This is a genomic window from Achromobacter spanius (genome assembly GCF_003994415.1).
In the GTDB taxonomy this organism is placed as follows: Bacteria; Pseudomonadota; Gammaproteobacteria; order Burkholderiales; family Burkholderiaceae_B; genus Achromobacter; species Achromobacter spanius_C.
The window spans coordinates 5,277,820-5,296,502 of the sequence record NZ_CP034689.1 but is presented as its reverse complement, the minus strand read 5'-3'; the positions used below and the strand labels follow the sequence as shown (position 1 = coordinate 5,296,502).

The window sequence follows — 18,683 nt, the reverse complement described above, 5'->3', positions numbered from 1 at the left end:
AAACGCGTTCGTCAGAACCGCATTTGCAAGCTCAGTTCCACCGAACGCGGCGCGCCCAGGTAATACATCGTGGGGCTGGCGTTCGCGGCGTAAACCTTGTCGGTCAGGTTGCGCACGCGGAAGGTCGCGTCCACGTTGCGGTTGATCCGATGCGACAGCGCCGCGTCAAACACGGTGTAGGACGGCGCCCATACCGTGTTGGCCGCGTCCGCATACGCGCGGCCCACGTAGCGCGCCGCCACGCTGGCGTTCCAGTCCGGCACGAAGGCATAGTCCACCCACACGTTGGCCAGGCGGCGCGGCGTGTTGGTCGGCACCTTGCCGTTGCGCGATACCGATACACCGCCTACCGACTGCGTGAAGTCGTCGTACTTGGGGTCCACAAACGCCACGTTGCCTTGCAGCGACAGCTTCGACGTCAGTTGCAAACCACCCGCCAACTCCACCCCGCGCGCGGACTGCGCACCCACCGGCACGCTGACGCCGGGGTTGTTGGGGTCGGACGTTGCCAGGTTCTTGCGCTTGATCTCGTAGACCGACACGGTGGCCGCGCCGCGCCCATCCCAGAAGTTGAACTTGCCGCCGACTTCGGCCTGCGTGCCGGTGGTGAGCTTGTCGTTGTTCAGCACGTCGGCGAAGGACGCCGTGGCCATCAGGCCCGACGGGGGATCGGCCGCGGTGGCGTACTGCGCGTACAGCGACGCTTCCGGGCTGATCTCCCAGTTCACGCCCAGGCGCCCGGTCAAGGGCGTATAGCTACGCTGCGCGCTGGCGGGTGACGTGGCGGTGACGGCGCGGCGGTTGGTCAGGTCCAGGTCGATGAAGTCCTTGCGCAGTGCCGACACAATCGCCACGCCGGGCAGCACTTGCGTGCGGTTTTCCAGCGTCAGCGCAAAGGTGCGGATGCGGTTCTCGCGGTCGGGTTTGTGGCCGCGCGTCATGCCGGGAATGTCGTAGAAATCGCCCGCCGAAAAATCGTAGGGGTCCACGGCGTCCACGGTGCCGGACAGGCTGGTGGGAAAGCGCGTGACCTTGTTCTGGCTGATGTCGGCGCCAAACGACCAATCGCTGCGCAGGCCCGCGATGGATGAGTGGTACAGCCCTTCAATGCGGTTGCCCACCAAGCGCTGTTCGTGCCGTTGCAGCAGCGCGCCCGAACGCATCACCAGGCTGTTGTCGGCGTTGAAACGATAGTTTTCCAGGTTGCGGAAATCGCGGTCGGCGCGGTAGTGGTACAGCGTGTTCTTCAACGTCAGGTTCGTCCCCGCGCGCCATTCGGTCACGGAACGCGCCCACAGCACCGACTGCTCGTACAGGCCGTCATTCACGTTGTAATTCTTGAAGCGCGTGCCATCCATGATGTGGCCCGCGCCCTGCACCACGCCGTTGGCGTTGGTCTTCAGCGGCGTGCCCCAGTAGGGGCGGTCCACCTGTTCGCGCTGGAACTCAAAGGCGAAGGTCTGGGTCACATCGGCGCCCAGGTCCGACAGCAAGGACGCGGCCACCTGAGTGGCGCGGCTATGGTTGCCGTCGACCCAGCCGTGGCTGGAACCGGTGTTGGCGTCGATACGCAGGTAGTGGCCTTGGCCGCCTGCATCGCCCGCCAACTGCTGGTTCAGGCCGATGGAATACTGCTGGCTGTTGAACGAACCCAGCCGGAACTGGGCGTCGTAGAAGGTGTCGCGCTCGGGCAGCTTGGTCACGTAATTGATGGCGCCGCCCACCGCGCCCGCGCCAAACAGAAAGGTGGCGGGGCCGCCGATGGCTTCGACGCGGTCGTAGATCCAGCTATCGACGGGGCGTCCGGCAATGGCGTCGTACTGCACGGAAATGCCGTTGAACAATTGCGACACCTGGCCACCCGAAAAGCCGCGATAGCTGATCGCGCCGGCATTGCCCGGTGGCGAGGCGTTGTTCACGCCGGGAATGCCGCGCGCGATTTCTTGCGTGTTCAAGGAGCCGCGCGCCTCGATCTGCTCGCGCGAGATCACGGTGACGCTGGCCGGCGTTTCGCGCAGTGTCAAGCCCAGGCGGCTGCCGGTGCTGTCGTGGGCGTCCAGGTCGATCACGCCATTGGGCGCGGGTGCGGCGTGGGCCGCGCCGTAGACGGTGGTGGGCGCCAGGGTCTTCACGGCGGGTTCGGCCGCCAGGGCCAGGGCGGGGCCGCCGGCGATGGCGCTCAGCAGCAAGGAGTAAAGAGTCGTGTGTTTCATGTCGGAGGTCGGCAAGCAAGCAAACGGGCGAGCGCATCCAGCGCGCCGCCTGGTCACAAGCGGGGCGCGACGCGTCGCGAGGGTCTGATGTCGACGGCGCTAAGCCTGGCGGAGAAAGCCGCTAGTCATGCGTGTCAGGGGAAGACGTAAGCGGGGCGCACGGCGCTGCCACGATCACGCTGCGGACAAACTACGCAGCAGAAATCCAAGGCGGCAGACAACCGAGGCCCGCTCAGTTTGCGGGCGGTGCGCGCGGCTGAACCGCGCTCCAGGCATGAAGGGAGTTTTCCGCCAGGAAGAACAGCGGCGGGTAGGTGATGGCGCGGCCCACGGGGGCGGGCACCACCGGCACGGCCGTGGGCAGGATGCTCACGTCGGCATGGGGGTTGCGGCACAGCGGGCAATGATGATCGCCATGGGCGTCGTCGGCCTTGCTGCCGTGCGGGCTATCGAGGTCGTTATGCGAGTCGTTGTGCGGCACTTCCAGCGTCAGCGTACCGCTGGCTTCGCCTTCGCTGACGCAGTATTCCACGCTGATGCGATGGAAGTGATGGCCGTCGGGCGACAGGCTCAAGGCATGCGCTAGCGACGGCGCCAACGACGCCCACAGGATCGCGGCAAGCGCGATCCACAGGTTGGGGCGGGTCAGGAAAGTAGCGAAGCACATGGAGCGGAATTATATCGGAGCAGTTTTCCCATGCGTGCACAACATCAAGGAAATCTGAAGGCGCCCGCGCCACGGCTTTCGACGCTAGCCCATGGCTATACCGACAAGTGCCTGCGCACGTCCTCGCCATCGATGGCGCTGCGGTCGCCGCTGGCCACCACTTCCCCGCGCGACAGCACGACGAACTGGTCCGCCAGTTCGCGCGCGAAATCGAAGTACTGCTCGCATAGCAGGATGGCGATGTCGCCGCGTTCGCGCAGCATGTGGATCACGCGCGCGATGTCCTTGATGATGGACGGCTGAATGCCTTCGGTGGGCTCGTCCAGGATGATGAGCTTGGGCTCGGCCACCAGCGCGCGCGCAATCGCAAGCTGTTGCTGCTGTCCGCCGGACAAGTCGCCGCCGCGCCGCGACAGCATGCTCTTCAGCACGGGAAACAGTTCAAAGACCTCTTCCTTGATGCGGCGCGCGCGCGCGGCGGGCTTCGTCGCCATGCCCATCAGGATGTTCTCTTCCACCGTCAGCCGCGCGAAGATGTCGCGGCCTTGCGGCACATAGGCCATGCCGCGCGCGGCGCGCTGGTGCGGCGCCAGGCGCGTGATGTCGGCGCCGTCGAACGCGATGTTGCCGCTGGCCACGGGCAACACGCCCATCACGCATTTCAGCAACGTGGTCTTGCCCACGCCGTTGCGGCCCAGCAGCGCCAGGCATTCGCCCTGGCGCACCGACAGCGACACGCCGCGCAGCGTGTGGCTGCCGCCGTAGTATTGGTTGATTGTGCTTACGTCCAGCATCTTTAGCGCCCCAGGTAGACTTCGATCACGCGCGGGTCAGCCTGCACCTTGCTCATGGGCCCTTCGGCCAGCACCGAGCCTTCGTGCAGCACCGTCACCTTGCCGTCGCCCGCGATCTGGTTGACGAAGTCCATGTCGTGTTCCACCACCATCAAGGAATGGCGGCCGCGCAGTTCGTTCAGCAGCTCGCCGGTGCGTTCGGTTTCGGCGTCGGTCATGCCGGCAACCGGTTCGTCCAGCAGCAGCAACTGCGGCTCCTGCATCAACAGCATGCCGATTTCCAGCCACTGCTTCTGACCATGCGACAGCAGGCCGGCAGGGCGTTGCACTTCGGGGCGCAGGCGGATCAGGTCCAGCGTTTCGCCGATCTTGTCGGCCTGTTCGCCGGTCAAGCGCGAGAACAGCGTGGGCCGCACGCGCTTGTCCGTCTTCATCGCCAGCTCCAGGTTTTCAAACACGCTGTGCTGCTCGAACACAGTGGGCCGCTGGAACTTGCGGCCGATGCCCGCGTGCGCAATCTGCGCTTCGTTCAGGGTCGTCAGGTCGATGCTCTGGCCAAAGAACGCGGTGCCCGCCGTGGGTCGCGTCTTGCCGGTGATGACGTCCATCATCGTGGTCTTGCCCGCGCCGTTGGGGCCGATGATGCAACGCAGTTCGCCCACGCCGATGTCCAGCGTCAGGTCGTTCAGCGCCTTGAAGCCGTCGAAGCTGACGGTAATGCCTTCCAGGTACAGGATGGCGCCGTGGCTGGTGTCCAGGCCCTTGGGGCTGACGCGGCCGTAGCCGGCGTCGCCGCTGGGGCCGCCGTCCAGCGCGGCCAGTTCGGTATGCGTGCTGGTCATGCCTTCTTCTCCTGCAAGCGTGCCGTGATGCGGCGGGCCAGGCCCACGATGCCGGTGGGCAGGAACAGCGTCACCAGCACGAAGATCAAGCCCAGTGCATACAACCAGAATTCGGGCAGCACGCTGGTGAACCAGGTCTTCAGGCCATTGACCGCGCCCGCGCCTATGATGGGGCCGATCAGCGTGCCGCGCCCGCCGGTGGCCACCCAGATCACCATTTCAATCGAGGTCTCGGTCGACATTTCGCTGGGGTTGATGATGCCCACCTGCGGCACGTACAAAGCGCCCGCGATGCCGCACAGCACGGCCGACAAGGTCCACACGAACAGCTTGAAACCCAAGGGGTCGTAACCGATGAAGCGCAGCCGGCTTTCGGCATCGCGCACGGCGGTCAGCACGCGGCCCAGCTTGGATTGCGTGACGATGCGCGCCAGGATCAGGGCGCCGGCCAAGGCGGCCAGCGTGATCCAGTACAAGGTGGCGCGCGTGCCCGGCGCGGTGATGTCAAAGCCCAGGATGCGCTTGAAATCGGTAAAGCCGTTGTTGCCGCCAAAGCCCGTGTCGTTGCGGAAGAACAGCAGCATGGCGGCGAACGTCAGCGCCTGCGTGATGATTGAAAAGTACACGCCCTTGATGCGCGAGCGGAAGGCAAAGTAGCCGAACACAAAGGCCAGCACGCCCGGCACCAGCATCACCAGCAGCATGGCGTACCAGAAGTGTTCGGTGAACGCCCAGTACCAGGGGTAGTCCTTCCAGTCCAGGAACACCATGAAGTCGGGCAGGTTGCTTTGGTAGACGCCGTCGCGGCCAATGGCGCGCATCAGGTACATGCCGTGCGCGTAGCCGCCCAGCGCAAAGAACAGGCCATGGCCCAGCGACAGGATGCCCGCATAGCCCCACACCAGGTCCAAGGCCAGCGCGGCCATGGCGTAGCACATGAACTTGCCCAGCAGCGCCACGGCGTGGGCCGACACATGCAACGCGTGGCCCGGCGGAAACACCAGATTCAGCAGCGGCAGCAGCGCCAGCAGCGCGGCCGCCACGGCCATGGCCGTCCAGGCGCGGCCCGAAAAAAGTGGGCGACGGGTCAGCAAGCTCAGATCGGTCAGCGCGGTCTGTTTCATTCAACGCTCCGGCCGCGGGGGGCGAACAGGCCTTGCGGCCGTTTTTGGACAAACAGCACAATCAACACCAGGATGGTGATCTTGGCCATGACGGCGCCCGCATAAGGCTCCAGGAATTTGTTCACGCCGCCCAGGCCCATCGCGGCAATGACGGTGCCGGCCAACTGGCCCACGCCGCCCAGCACCACCACCATGAAGGAATCCACGATGTAGCCACGACCCAGGTCCGGCCCCACGTTGCCCAGCTGCGACAGCGCCACGCCCGCCAGCCCCGCGATGCCGGAGCCCAGGCCAAAGGCCAGCATGTCGACGCGCCCGGTGGGCACGCCCACGCAATCGGCCATGCGCCGGTTCTGCGTAATGGCGCGCACGAACAGGCCCAGCCGCGTGTGGTTCAGCAGCACCCACACCAGGAACACCACGAAGAAAGCAAAGCCGATGATGACGATGCGGTTATAGGTCAGCACCAGCCCACCCAGCACGTTGATGCCGCCGGACATCCAGCTGGGGTTGCCCACTTCCACGTTCTGCGCGCCGAACAGCGTGCGCACGCCTTGCATCAGCATCAGGCTGATGCCCCAGGTGGCCAGCAGCGTTTCCAGGGGGCGCCCGTACAGCCAGCGGATCACGGTGCGTTCCAGCGCCATGCCCACCAGCGCCGTCACCACGAAGGCCAGCGGCAACGCGGCCACCACATACCAGTCCAGCCAGCCCGGCAGCCAGGCGCGGAACAGCGTCTGCACCACATAGGTCACGTAGGCGCCAATCATCAGCAGCTCGCCATGCGCCATGTTGATGACGCCCATCAGGCCGAAGGTAATGGCCAGGCCCAGCGCGGCGAGCAGCAGCACGCTGCCCAGGCTGATGCCATAAAAGAGGTTGCCCGCCCATTCGATGGTGGCCAGATGGCGGTCGATCTGCTTGAGCGCCGTGGCCGCCGCGTCGCGCACGCGCGCATCGGGTTCCGTGTAGACGCCGTCGCGCTGCTGCGTCAGCGAGTCCAGCACAGGGCGGAAGGCGGCGTTGCGTGTTTCGCCCAGCACCTCCACGGCATGCAGGCGCTTGGCGGGGTCGGTGCTTTTCAGTTCCAGGTTGGCCTGCGCGATCAACAGCGCTTCGCGCACGGCTTCGTTCTTTTCAGAGGCCAGTGCTTTTTCAAGCATGGGCAGGCGCGCCGGGTCGCCCGTCTGTTGCAGCCGACGCGCGGCGGCCAGGCGTTCTTCGGGCTGGTCCGAGAACAAGCGCGAACCCGCCAGCGCGGCCTGGATGGCGCGGCGCAGGCGGTTGTTGATGCTGACGGTGCCGCTGTCGGCGGGCAGGTCCACGGCCGCGCCCGTGACGGGGTCGGTGGCGCGTGTGTCGTCCTGCCCGATCAGCACGCGGCCGTCGGCCGTTGCATAGAGCTGGTCATTGCCCAGCGCCTGCAAGACCGCCGCCGCGAGCGGGTCAGGGTGTTGGCCCAACGCGGCAATCGCTTGCAGCTTGGCGTCGGTGTCGTCGCCGGCCAGCGGCGCAAGCAGGGCGGGGTCCACGCCAGCCGCGGCCGCGGGCGCGGCCAGGAGCGGCATGGCCAGCAGCCACGCAAGGATTGAACGACGCAAGAAATGGGCGATTGCCGCGATGTGCATGCTAGCTCCGCTTAGAGGCCTTGCTTGCTTTCATTACCCGGGATGTACGGGCTCCAGGGTTGGGCACGGATCGGGCCCTTGCTCTTCCACACCACGTTGAACTGGCCGTCCGCCTTGATCTCACCGATGTAGACCGGCTTGTGCAGGTGGTGGTTGCTCTTGTCCATTTCGATGGTGTAGCCGTCCGGCGCGTTGAACTTCTGGCCGCCCATGGCTGCAATCACCTTGTCCACGTCGGTGGTCTTGGCTTGTTCCACGGCCTGCTTCCACATGTGGATGCCGATGTAGGTGGCTTCCATCGGGTCGTTGGTCACGACCGTGTTGGCGTTGGGCAGGTTCTTGGCCTTGGCGTAGGCCTTCCACTTCTTGATGAATTCCGCGTTGACCGGGTTCTTGATCGATTCAAAGTAGTTCCATGCCGCCAGGTGGCCGACCAGCGGCTTGGTGTCCACGCCGCGCAGTTCTTCTTCACCCACCGAGAACGCCACGACCGGCACGTCGGTGGCCTTCAGGCCGGCGTTGCCCAGTTCCTTGTAGAAGGGCACGTTCGAATCGCCGTTGATGGTCGAGATGACGGCCGTCTTGCCGCCGGTGGCGAACTTCTTGATGTTGGCGACGATGGTCTGGTAGTCGGAATGGCCAAACGGCGTGTAGACCTCGTCGATGTCGCTGTCCTTCACGCCCTTGGAATGCAGGAAGGCGCGCAGGATCTTGTTGGTGGTGCGCGGGTAGACGTAATCGGTGCCCAGCAGCACGAAGCGCTTGGCGCCGCCGCCGTCTTCGCTCATCAGGTATTCCACGGCCGGGATTGCTTGCTGGTTGGGCGCGGCGCCGGTGTAGAACACATTCTTCTCAAGCTCTTCGCCTTCGTATTGCACGGGGTAGAAGAGCAGGCCGTTCAGTTCCTTGAAGACCGGCAGCACCGACTTGCGCGACACCGAGGTCCAGCAGCCGAACACCACCGCCACCTTGTCTTGCGACAGCAGTTGGCGCGACTTCTCGGCAAACAGCGGCCAGTTCGATGCCGGGTCCACCACCACGGCTTCCAGCTTCTTGCCCATCACGCCGCCATTGGCGTTGATTTCGTCGATGGTCATCAGCGCAACGTCTTTCAGCGACGTCTCCGAGATGGCCATGGTGCCCGACAAGGAATGCAGGATGCCGACCTTGATGGTGTCTTCGGCGGCGAATACCTGCGGCATCCAGCCGGACATGGCCAACAGGCTCACGGCGGTCAGTTGCTTAAGGGCTAGTCTGCGTTTCATGGTGACTCCTGATTTGGAATGTGCCGGGTTGGCCGGCAGGAACGATCTCGGAAAACAGTCGACGACAAGGACTTCAAGGACCTCAAAGCAAAAGGCATGCCAAGTGCGGCGGACGAGGTGCGTCGCTGTATGAAGAGGGGGTGTTTACGCGAATGCGGTTGGCGCTTGTGCGCTTGGCCTGGCCGGGTCAAAACCGTGCGCCATGCACAAAACAGGTGCGCGTCCTGCCCGCTTGCGGTGCGGGCGCGGCTGGTGTGGAGCCGTTCGCCGCGCGTGTTTGACGGCATCGGCATGCGGCGCCAGAGGGAAAGCCGCACAGCCGCCAAACATGGCACGCCGATTGCTTGGGAATCCGTACTTGTATACAAGAAAGGATTCCAGCATGAACGCCGCAGCAACGCAGACGAGCCCCATCGGTTGGACCATCGCGCAATGGCAAGCCGCCTATCGCGAAGGCGGGGCGCAGCCCGAAACGCTATTGGCCGACTACGCCGCGCCGCAAGACGGGCCGGCGGACAATGCCTGGATATGCCGGGTGGACCGCGCCACGCTGGATGAACAACTGGACGGGCTGCGTTTGATGCTGGCCGCCGCTGGCGGCGACATGACGCGCCTGCCGCTGTATGGCGTGCCCTTCGCCATCAAGGACAACATCGACGCGGCCGGCTGGCCCACCACCGCCGCCTGCCCCGAGTTCGCCTACACGCCGGGCGAGGACGCGACCGTGGTGCAGCGCCTGCGCGCCGCGGGCGCCATCCTGATCGGCAAGACCAATCTGGACCAGTTCGCCACCGGCCTGGTGGGCACGCGCTCGCCGCACGGCGCGGTGGCCAACACCTTCAACGCCGACTATGTCAGTGGCGGTTCCAGCTCGGGTTCCGCGTCGGTGGTGGCGCGTGGCATCGCGGCGTTCTCCTTGGGCACGGATACGGCGGGTTCGGGCCGCGTGCCGGCGGGCTTCAACAACATCGTGGGCTTGAAGCCGACCAAGGGTTGGCTCAGCACGGCGGGCGTGGTGCCGGCGTGTCGCACGCTGGATTGCGTGTCGATCTTTGCGCTGACCGTGGCCGATGCCGAACTGGTTGCCGAGGTGGCGGGCGGCTATGACGAACGTGATCCCTATTCACGCCAGATGCCGGCGGGCGCGTCGCTGCCTTGGCCGCGCGCGCCCAAGCTGGCCATTCCCGCCACGCTGGAATTCTTCGGCGACGCGCAGGCGGCCACGGTGTTCGACGACGCCGTGCGGGCCTTGAAGGCCACCGGCGCCGAAGTGGAAACGATAGACTTCGCGCCCTTCAATGAACTGGCCGCGCTGCTGTATCAAGGGCCGTGGGTGGCCGAACGCTTCGCGGCGGTGGAAGACCTGTGGAAGCAGACGCCGGAGGTCATCAACCCCGTGGTGCGCGGCATCGTCGAGCAAGCCGCGAACTACAGCGCGCTGGATGCCTTCAAGGCCGAGTACCGCCGTGCTGAACTGACGCGGCAAATCCATCAGGCGCTGGCGGGCTTTGACGCGCTGGTGGTGCCGACGTCGCCGTCCATTTACACCATCGCGCAGCTTCAGGCCGACCCGGTCACGCTGAATTCGCGGCTGGGTGTCTATACCAACTTTGCCAACCTGGCTGACTTGTCGGCGCTGGCGGTGCCGGCCGGCATGCGCGCCGACGGCCTGCCGTCGGGCATTACGCTGATCGGCCTGGCCTGGCAGGACCGCGCGCTGGCGCAGTTTGGCCGCCTGTGGCAAGCGCAGCGCGGCCTGCCGCTTGGTGCCACCGGCGCACCGCTGCCGGCCGGCATGGACGTGGCGACCCCGCCCGCCGACACCGTGCGTGTGGCGGTGGTGGGCGCGCACCTGACCGGCATGCCGCTGAACCATCAACTGACCTCGCGTCACGCGGTGCTGGTGGAAAAGACCCGCACGGCGGGCGACTACCGCCTGTATGCGCTGGCCAACACCACGCCGCCCAAGCCGGGGCTGGTGAAGTCCGAGTCCGGCGCGCCGATTGAAGTGGAACTGTGGGATGTGCCGGTGACGGCGTTCGGCGCCTTCGTGGCCGAGATTCCCGCGCCCTTGGGCATCGGCACGCTGGAGCTGGAAGACGGCCGCCTGGTCAAGGGCTTCATCTGCGAGCCGCGCGGCCTGGACGGCGCGCGCGACATCACCACCTTTGGCGGCTGGCGCGCTTATCTGGCGAGCCTTAGTGCCGCCGCCGGCGCCAACCCCACCGCCACCCCCCGCTAATTCCAGCAAGCCATTTGGGAGCCGAACCGTGTTCGATACCGTTCTGATTGCCAACCGCGGCGAGATCGCCGTCCGCGCCATCCGCACCCTGAAGCGGCTGGGCATCCGTAGTGTGGCCGTGTATTCCGACCCCGACCGCAACGCCGCGCACGTACGCGAGGCCGATGTGGCCGTGGCCTTGGGCGGCGAGAAAGCCGTCGACAGCTACTTGCGCATGGACCTGCTGCTGGCGGCCGCGCGCGAGCATGGCGCACAAGCCATCTACCCCGGCTATGGGTTCCTGTCCGAAAGCGCGGAATTCGCCGAAGCCTGCGAAGCGGCGGGTATTGCCTTCGTGGGCCCCACGCCCTTGCAGATCCGCGAGTTCGGGCTGAAGCACCGTTCGCGTGAACTGGCGGCCGAAGCGGGCGTGCCGATGACGCCGGGCACGGGGCTCTTGGCCAGCCTGGGTGAAGCGCTGTCGCAAGCCGAACGCATCGGCTACCCGGTCATGCTCAAGAGCACGGCGGGCGGCGGCGGCATCGGCTTGTCGCGTTGCGAGAACGAAGCGGAACTGACGGTGGCGTTCGACAGCGTGCAACGCATGGGCGAACACTTCTTCCGTGATGGCGGCGCGTTCATCGAACGCTATGTGGATAACGCGCGCCACGTGGAAGTGCAGATCTTTGGCGACGGCGCGGGCCGCGTGCTGGCGCTGGGCGAACGTGATTGCTCGGTGCAGCGGCGCAATCAGAAAGTGATCGAGGAAACGCCCGCGCCGCTGCTGCCGGCCGCGACACGCGCGGCTTTGCTGTCGGCCGCCGTGCAGTTGGGCGAGTCGGTGAACTACCGCTCCGCCGGCACCGTTGAATTCATCTACGACCCGGCGCGCGACAGCTTTTATTTTCTGGAGGTCAACACGCGCCTGCAGGTTGAGCATCCGGTGACGGAAGCCGTCACCGGCCTGGACCTGGTGGAATGCATGCTGCGCGTGGCGGCGGGTGAAGCGCTGGATATCGCCGCGATGTCGCGCGCGCCGCAGGGTGCGTCCATTGAGGTGCGCTTGTACGCCGAAGACCCGCTGCGCCAGTTCCAGCCGTCGCCGGGCGTGCTGACCGAGGTGTCTTTCCCTGACGGCGTGCGGGTGGATGGCTGGGTGGCCACCGGCACCGACGTGCCGGCCTTCTATGACCCCATGCTGGCCAAGCTGATCGTGCACGCGGACACCCGCGATGCCGCCTTGGACAAGCTGGCGGATGCCCTGGCACGCACGCGGCTGCACGGCATTGCCACCAACCTGGACTACCTGCGCCAGATCGTTGCCGACGAACGCTTCCGCGCGGGCAAGCTGTCCACGCGCTTCCTGGAAAGCTTCACGTATCGGCCCGCCGCCATCGAAGTGCTGGAGGCCGGCACCTATACCAGTGTGCAGGACTACCCCGGCCGCACCGGCTACTGGGATATCGGCGTACCGCCCTCGGGTCCGATGGACGACTATGCCTTCCGCCTGGCCAACCGCATCGTCGGCAACGCGCCGGACGCGGCCGGCATCGAGGCCACGCTGATCGGGCCTACCTTGCGTTTTCATGGCGACACCGTCGTGGCGCTGACCGGCGCCGAATGCGCCGCCACGCTGGACGGCGAACCCGTGCCGATGTGGCAGCCGATTACCGTGCGTTCGGGTCAGGTGCTGGCCACCGGCCGCGCGCTGTCGGGCTGCCGCAGCTACCTGGCCGTGCGCAACGGGCTTGATGTGCCGGTCTACCTGGGCAGCCGCTCGACCTTTGCGCTGGGCCAGTTCGGCGGGCACGCCGGCCGCACGCTGCGCGTGGGCGACATGCTGCCGTTGGTGCGGCCGGAGCTGGGTGAGGGCAGTGCCGCCGCGACTGTGGCAGAGCCGATGCCCGCGCCGCCCGAGCTGATTCCCACCTACGGCAACACCTGGGAAATCGGCGTGCTGTACGGCCCGCATGGCGCGCCCGACTTCTTCCAGCCCGAAGCCATCGACACCTTCTTCGCGGCGGATTGGGAAGTGCACTACAACTCGAACCGCCTGGGCGTGCGCCTGATCGGCCCCAAGCCCACCTGGGCGCGCGAGAACGGCGGCGAGGCGGGTCTGCACCCGTCCAATATCCACGATTGCGAATACGCCATCGGCAGCATCAATTTCACGGGCGACAGCCCCGTCATCCTGACGCGCGACGGCCCCAGCCTGGGCGGCTTCGTCTGCCCCGTCACCATCGCGCGCGCCGAACTTTGGAAGGTGGGCCAGGTGAAGCCGGGCGACCGCATCCGGTTCAAACGCATGGACTATCCGCAAGCCGTGGCGCTGGAAGCCGCGCAAGACCAAAGCGTGGCGGCGCTGTCGGCGGTAGCGCCCACGGCAACGGCGCCATCGCCCGTGCCCGCCACGGTGTCGGAAACCATCGTCGCGGCCTTGCCGGCGGAGGGCTCGCGCCCGTCGGTGTCGTACCGCCAGGCGGGTGATGGCTACCTGCTGCTGGAGTACGGCGACAACGTGCTGGACCTGGCGTTGCGCATGCGTATCCATTTGCTGATGGAAGCGTTGAACGCCGACCCCATTGCGGGCGTGCAGGAATTGTCGCCGGGCGTGCGTTCATTGCAGATCCGCTATGACAGCCGCCAGATTCTGCAAGGGGCGTTGATCGAACGCCTGTTGAAGATCGAAGCCGGCCTGGCCGACGTGGCCACGCTGAAGGTGCCCACGCGCGTGGTCTACCTGCCCATGGCCTTCGAGGATTCGGCCACGCTGGGTGCCGTGCAGCGCTATCAGGAAACCGTGCGCGCCAACGCGCCGTGGCTGCCGAACAATGTGGACTTCATCCAGCGCATCAACGGCTTGGCCAGCCGCAATGAGGTGCGTGACATTGTGTTCGACGCCAGCTACCTGATCATGGGCTTGGGCGACGTGTACCTGGGCGCGCCTTGCGCCGTGCCGATCGATCCGCGCCATCGCTTGCTGACGTCCAAGTACAACCCGGCGCGCACGTTCACGGCGGAAGGCACGGTGGGTATTGGTGGCGTGTACATGTGCATCTACGGCATGGATTCGCCGGGCGGGTATCAACTGGTTGGCCGTACTTTGCCCATCTGGAACAAGTTCTTGAAGAACCGGGTGTTCCAGGATGGCAAGCCCTGGCTGTTGCGCTTTTTTGATCAGGTGCGCTTCTACCCGGTCACCGAGGCCGAACTGGACGTGCTGCGCGAAGACTTCCGCGAAGGGCGCGCGACGGTGCGCATCGAAGAAGAAGTGTTCGATTTCGCTGCGCACCAGCGCTTCCTGGCCGAGCAGGCCGACAGCATCGCCGTGTTCCAGACGCGCCAGAAAAGCGCCTTCGACGCCGAAGTGGCGCTGTGGAAGAGCGAAGACGTGGCGGTGGAGCAAGAGGCTGTGATTCAAGAGGCCGAGGCCGACACGGCGTTGCGCGAGGGCGAACGCCTGGTCAGCGCGGATATGTGCGGCAACATCTGGAAGATTCCGGTCCAGGTGGGGCAGAGCGTATCGGCGGGCGACACGCTGGTGGTGGTCGAGGCCATGAAGATGGAGCTGTCGGTGATTGCGCCCGCGTCGGGCACGGTCACGGCGATCCGCTGCGTGCCGGGCAAACCGGTGAACGCGGGCGACCCCTTGGTGGTGCTGGCGGAAGACGCCACGTGCACCGTGGCGGGATGATGCGCCTGGAAGCCGTCCAGGTCAGCCCGGCGATCCGGCAGGCGCCGGCGCTGGCCGGGTCACTGGCTGACCAGGTGTATCAGCGCATCAAGGACGACCTGTTCGATTTCCGGATGCTGCCGGGTGAACGTTTTACCGAGGCGGATCTGGTGGCGCGGCTGGGCGTCAGCCGTACCCCGGTGCGGCTGGGCTTGGCACGGCTAGAGCGCGAAGGCTTCGTGCTGGCCAGCCCGCGCAGCGGCTGGCAGGTGCGGCCGTTTGATTTTGAACGTTTCGAAGCGCTGTACGACGTGCGGGTGGTGCTGGAACAGGCGGCCGTGGACAAGCTGTGCACGCGCGAGCACATGGATGAGTCCGGCATTCTGGGTGCGTTGAAAGACGTATGGCTGGTGCCGCCGCCGCAGCGCATTCTGGACGGGCGGCTGGTCGGGCAGTTGGACGAGGCGTTCCATTGTTCATTGGTGGCGGCGGCCGGGAATCCGGAGATGGCGCAGATACACCGGGACGTGACGGAGAAGATTCGTATTGTCCGGCGCTTGGATTTCACGAAGGATTTTCGGGTGGATGCGACGTATGAGGAACATGCTGCGATTTTGCGGGCGGTGCTGGCACGGCGCGGGGATGAAGCGGCACGGATGCTGAAGTCGCATATCGAGATGAGCAAGGCGGAGGTGCGGAAGATCACGCTGCATATGCTGCATGCGGCAAGGGAAGGGGGGCGGTGACCGGGGGGGCTGCTTGATGGGTTACGCGCGATCGATGGTGGGTTTTCTTGCGGCGGATTTTGCGCGCTTCACCCATCCTACGTGCGGCTCGTGGATCGTAGGATGGGTGAAGCGCGGAAATGTCTTCTGAAGAACACCAGTGTTGATCGCGCGTAACCCATCGGACGGTGCTCGCAAAGAATCCCATCGGGCGGTGCCCTCGGCGTAACGCATCTGGCTACCGTAACCGAATCGGCTTCGCTACCCCTGCAACTGCTTATAAACCTCTTGCGATACTCGTTGCAGTTCATCGCGGCTGACGGCGCCGGAAAGGGCGTAGCCGAACTGGCCTTCCACCCAATAGAACACCCGTACCGACCCTTCCTGCGTGAACTGAAACGCGGTCTGGCCGCCCGCGGCTTCGCGGGTGACGTACAACGTCAGCCTTTGTCCATCGGCCGCGCCGTACATGAACTGTGCCACCGGTCCCGAACCGCCCGGCAACAAACGGCCACCCACCAATTCATAACCCACTTGCGATAGTGATGGCGCGCGCACCGGGGCGCCCATGCGCTTGGTCAACCACGTCACCAAGCCCTTTTCATTGTCGGCGCTCACTTCCACCGGGCGGCCCATGTCGGGTGCATACACCGCATGCGCGATGGCGGCGCGTTGGGCGTAACCGCCCGCCGCTGGGTCCGGGCCGGCGGTGGCCAGCACGGTTTGCAGATGGCGCGCATCCATCGCGCCGCGTACCGTCCACGCCGCGCCCGCGCTGACCGCCGCGATCGCCACGCTGGCGGCCAGCGCACGCCACGGCAACTGTCGCGACGGCGCCTTCAAGGGCAGCCGCAATGGCAAAGGTTCATCCAATACCGGGTCCAGCAGCGCATGCAACGCACGGCGTTGCGCCTGCCAGTCCGCCACACGGGTCTGATCCTGCGGATGCGAGGCAAGAAAGGCGTCGACCTCGGCATGGCGGGCAGGGGCCAACTGGCCGTCCGCATAGGCATGCAGATCGGCTTCGGTAATGGGGCTGCCCGAGCTGGGAACCGGATGGAGGGATTTTTCGTTCATGTCATTTCACGCGATGCAGGCGGCTGACCGAGTCGTGTCCGCGCATCAGCGCACCCAACTTCTCACGGGCGCGCGACAGTCGGGACATGACCGTGCCGATGGGCACGTCCAGCACGCGCGCGGTGTCCTGGTAGGACAGGTCTTCCACGCAGATCAGCAACAGCACTTCACGCTGTTCGGGCGGCAGGGCTTGCAGGCAGCGGTCCAAATCCCGCACTTCCAACTGATCAGTCTGCGTGGCGCGCACCGGCATGTCGGGCAGATCGCCCGGGGCAGTCTGATCCGCCCGCCGGTTGTTGGCGCGCACGCCGTCGATGAAATGGTTGTGCATGATGCCGAACATCCAGGCCCGCAGCTCGCCGCGCTTTTGCCATCGCGAATAGCGGCTCCAGGCGCGCTCCAACGTGTCCTGAACCAGATCATCGGCCCGATGCGGGTCACCCGTCAGCCCGCGGGCGTATCGCCGCAGGCTGGGGATGCATGCCAGAATCAGGGCCTCGTCGTCGGCGCGCATGGCAACCGGGGAATCGTCGCGGATCAGGGCTTGATGACGTGCCAGACTTCCTTGAAGTTGTCGCCGGTCTTGTCGCCCGGCTTGGTGTCCTTCACGTACAGGTAGACGGGCTTGCCTTTATGGGCCCATTGCTTGGAGCCGTCGTCGCGGGTGATGACCGTCAGGTCGCCCATGGGCTTGGCGTCGGCGGGGGCGGTGACCGGCGGCCAGATCTTGGCGCACCCGTCGTTGCAGGCGCTTTTGCCGCCGGCGTCTTTGTCGAAGGTGTACAGCGTCATGCCCGCGCTGTTGACCAGGATGCCGTCCTGCGTCTTGACGGCTTGGGCGTGGGCGCCGGCCGAGAACAGGGCGGCGGAGCCCAGGACCAGGGCGGCGGCGATGTGTTTGCGCATAGTGAGCCTCGTACGTAGATGGGGGGAAAGGGATGACTGCCCGCTACAGACGCCGGCCATGGCGGGATTATTCCCGCCAGCCCAAAAAAATCTGCAACGTTCAGCCGGCCGGTCGGACGGCGCCGGGTTCGTAACGCATTTCAAATTCCAGCTCGGTCTCCTTGACGGGGGTGAAGCCCAGTGCCGCATAGAGCCGCTGGGCGGGGTTGCCTTTCAACACGCTCAGGGTGACGGGCGCGCCTTCCGCGTCTGCCCGGTCCAGCACGGGCTCGATCAGGCGGCGGCCCAGGCCCATGCCTTGGAAATCCGGTGCGATCTGTATCTGCAGAATGTGCCACCCGTCCGTATCGCGGTAATGCTTGAACAGGCCGGCGGGGCGGCCATCCACCCACACGATCTGCGCGTCGTCGAAGTGGTACTGGATGCGGGCCAGATGGTCCGCGTCAGTCGCGGGCACGCCGGCGCGTTCCATATGTTCCTGCATGGTGGCTTTGCGCAACGCCAGCAAAAAGGGCAGATCTTCTTCGGTGGCGGGTTGCAGGGCCAGGGAATGCTCCGGGGTAGGGGAATGCGTCATGGAATTACGGCTGCGTAAGGGATGCTGCGGATGGCGTTTTGCGTTTAGCCGTCTTGCCAGCCTGATGGATCAAGTTATAAAGCTGTTGCGCGGCGGGCGCCAGGGGGCGGCCGCGGCGGGCGATCAAGCCCAGCGTGCGCGTCACGCGCGGATGTTCCAGCTTGACGCTCGTCAGCGTGGCGTGGCCCGCCAGCGGCATGGCCAATTGCGGCACGGCGGCCACGCCCAGGCCCGCTTCCACCAGGCCCAGCAAGGTCATCACGTGGCTGACTTCAAACGCGCTGACGGTGCGCTTGCCGCTCTTTGCCAGCGCGTCGTCAATCAACAGGCGGTTGCCGCTTTCCTTGGCCACCGTCATGAAGCGTTCCTGCGACAGCGCTTCCCAGGACACGCTGCGCCGGCCAGCCAGCGGGTGGTCGCGGCGCACCGCCAATACGAAGTCTTCCCGCAGCACCGCCTTGAAATCCACATCTGGTTCCTGGGTGCCGAAAAAACTGATGCCGAAATCGGCGCGGCCCGTCACTACGCTATTGAGCACCGTGTTGGCGGTTTCATCGATGATGCGTACGCGGATGCGCGGAAAGCGCTCGGTGTAGTCGCGGATGACGGACGGCAGGAAGTAATAGGCCACGGACGGCACACAGGCTACCGTCACCAGCCCGCCCCGCTGCGCGGCCAGGTCGCCGATGCTGAGCACGGCGCTTTCCAGTTCGTCGATGGCGCTGCGGGCGCGCTCCAGGAACACGCGCCCCACCTGCGTCAAGGCTACGCGCCGCGTGGTGCGTTCGAGCAGGCGCGCGCCCAGGATGCTTTCCAGCTTGTCGATGCGCCGGCTGAGCGCGGGCTGCGACAAGTGCAGGTCGTCGGCCGCCGCGCGAAAGCTGGCGCGTTCGGCTACCGCCACGAAGGCCTGCAATTCCTGCAAATCGAAATTGATGCGTGCCATGCATTAATCCATCCGTAAGTTGCAA

Annotated in this window: 15 protein-coding genes; 3 read left to right on the top strand and 12 right to left on the bottom strand. The window is 65.7% G+C overall.

Features of this window, described 5'->3' with window-relative positions; genetic code table 11:
• Window positions 1–11: 11 nt before the first annotated feature.
• The 7 genes from ELS24_RS24270 to urtA form a co-directional block, all read right to left on the bottom strand.
• On the bottom strand, window positions 12–2,213 hold the full coding sequence (locus ELS24_RS24270; RefSeq protein WP_127185553.1) for a TonB-dependent receptor: 2,202 nt from the start codon (window positions 2,211–2,213) through the stop codon (window positions 12–14).
• 232 nt (window positions 2,214–2,445) lie between these two features.
• On the bottom strand, window positions 2,446–2,880 hold the full coding sequence (locus ELS24_RS24265; RefSeq protein WP_050448196.1) for a DUF2946 domain-containing protein: 435 nt from the start codon (window positions 2,878–2,880) through the stop codon (window positions 2,446–2,448).
• A 95-nt stretch (window positions 2,881–2,975) separates the two neighbouring features.
• Window positions 2,976–3,674 carry an urea ABC transporter ATP-binding subunit UrtE gene (urtE, locus tag ELS24_RS24260; RefSeq protein WP_050448197.1) on the bottom strand — a complete coding sequence of 233 codons (699 nt, stop codon included), beginning with the start codon at window positions 3,672–3,674 and terminating at the stop codon, window positions 2,976–2,978.
• Window positions 3,675–3,676: 2 nt separating this feature from the next.
• Window positions 3,677–4,516: an urea ABC transporter ATP-binding protein UrtD gene (gene urtD, locus ELS24_RS24255; protein ID WP_050448198.1), complete on the bottom strand. Its 840-nt coding sequence runs from the start codon at window positions 4,514–4,516 to the stop codon at window positions 3,677–3,679.
• Window positions 4,513–5,640: an urea ABC transporter permease subunit UrtC gene (gene urtC / locus ELS24_RS24250; RefSeq protein WP_127185552.1), complete on the bottom strand. Its 1,128-nt coding sequence runs from the start codon at window positions 5,638–5,640 to the stop codon at window positions 4,513–4,515. Before urtC ends, urtD begins: the two co-directional genes overlap by 4 nt.
• Window positions 5,637–7,268, bottom strand: a complete 1,632-nt coding sequence (urtB, locus tag ELS24_RS24245; RefSeq protein WP_127185551.1) for an urea ABC transporter permease subunit UrtB — start codon at window positions 7,266–7,268, stop codon at window positions 5,637–5,639. The genes urtC and urtB overlap by 4 nt, the downstream gene beginning before the upstream one ends.
• An 11-nt stretch (window positions 7,269–7,279) precedes the next feature.
• A complete protein-coding gene (gene urtA, locus ELS24_RS24240; RefSeq protein ID WP_050448201.1) occupies window positions 7,280–8,533 on the bottom strand; it encodes an urea ABC transporter substrate-binding protein in 1,254 nt (417 codons plus the stop codon).
• 382 nt (window positions 8,534–8,915) lie between these two features.
• Here urtA and atzF point away from each other — a divergent pair, with 382 nt between their 5' ends.
• The 3 genes from atzF to ELS24_RS24225 are packed head-to-tail and all read left to right on the top strand — an operon-like array spanning window position 8,916 to window position 15,173.
• Window positions 8,916–10,775, top strand: coding sequence for an allophanate hydrolase (gene atzF, locus ELS24_RS24235; protein ID WP_127185550.1), 1,860 nt, complete (start codon window positions 8,916–8,918; stop codon window positions 10,773–10,775).
• 28 nt (window positions 10,776–10,803) lie between these two features.
• Window positions 10,804–14,448, top strand: coding sequence for an urea carboxylase (gene uca / locus ELS24_RS24230; protein ID WP_127185549.1), 3,645 nt, complete (start codon window positions 10,804–10,806; stop codon window positions 14,446–14,448).
• Window positions 14,445–15,173 carry a GntR family transcriptional regulator gene (locus tag ELS24_RS24225; protein WP_050448204.1) on the top strand — a complete coding sequence of 243 codons (729 nt, stop codon included), beginning with the start codon at window positions 14,445–14,447 and terminating at the stop codon, window positions 15,171–15,173. The genes uca and ELS24_RS24225 overlap by 4 nt, the downstream gene beginning before the upstream one ends.
• 240 nt (window positions 15,174–15,413) lie before the next feature.
• Here ELS24_RS24225 and ELS24_RS24220 read toward each other — a convergent pair whose 3' ends face one another.
• From ELS24_RS24220 to ELS24_RS24200, 5 genes are all read right to left on the bottom strand, one after another.
• A complete protein-coding gene (locus ELS24_RS24220; RefSeq protein WP_127185548.1) occupies window positions 15,414–16,229 on the bottom strand; it encodes an anti-sigma factor family protein in 816 nt (271 codons plus the stop codon).
• Window position 16,230: 1 nt separating this feature from the next.
• Entirely contained in the window at window positions 16,231–16,743 is a 513-nt protein-coding gene (locus ELS24_RS24215) for an RNA polymerase sigma factor (protein WP_050448206.1), read from the bottom strand.
• Window positions 16,744–16,766: 23 nt separating this feature from the next.
• The gene (locus ELS24_RS24210; RefSeq protein ID WP_127185547.1) at window positions 16,767–17,135 is read right to left on the bottom strand and encodes a COG4315 family predicted lipoprotein; all 369 of its coding nucleotides are present in this window, start codon (window positions 17,133–17,135) and stop codon (window positions 16,767–16,769) included.
• 100 nt (window positions 17,136–17,235) lie between these two features.
• Entirely contained in the window at window positions 17,236–17,712 is a 477-nt protein-coding gene (locus ELS24_RS24205; RefSeq protein WP_127185546.1) for a GNAT family N-acetyltransferase, read from the bottom strand.
• Between the two features lie 4 nt (window positions 17,713–17,716).
• Window positions 17,717–18,658 carry a LysR family transcriptional regulator gene (locus ELS24_RS24200; protein ID WP_127185545.1) on the bottom strand — a complete coding sequence of 314 codons (942 nt, stop codon included), beginning with the start codon at window positions 18,656–18,658 and terminating at the stop codon, window positions 17,717–17,719.
• Window positions 18,659–18,683: the final 25 nt, after the last annotated feature.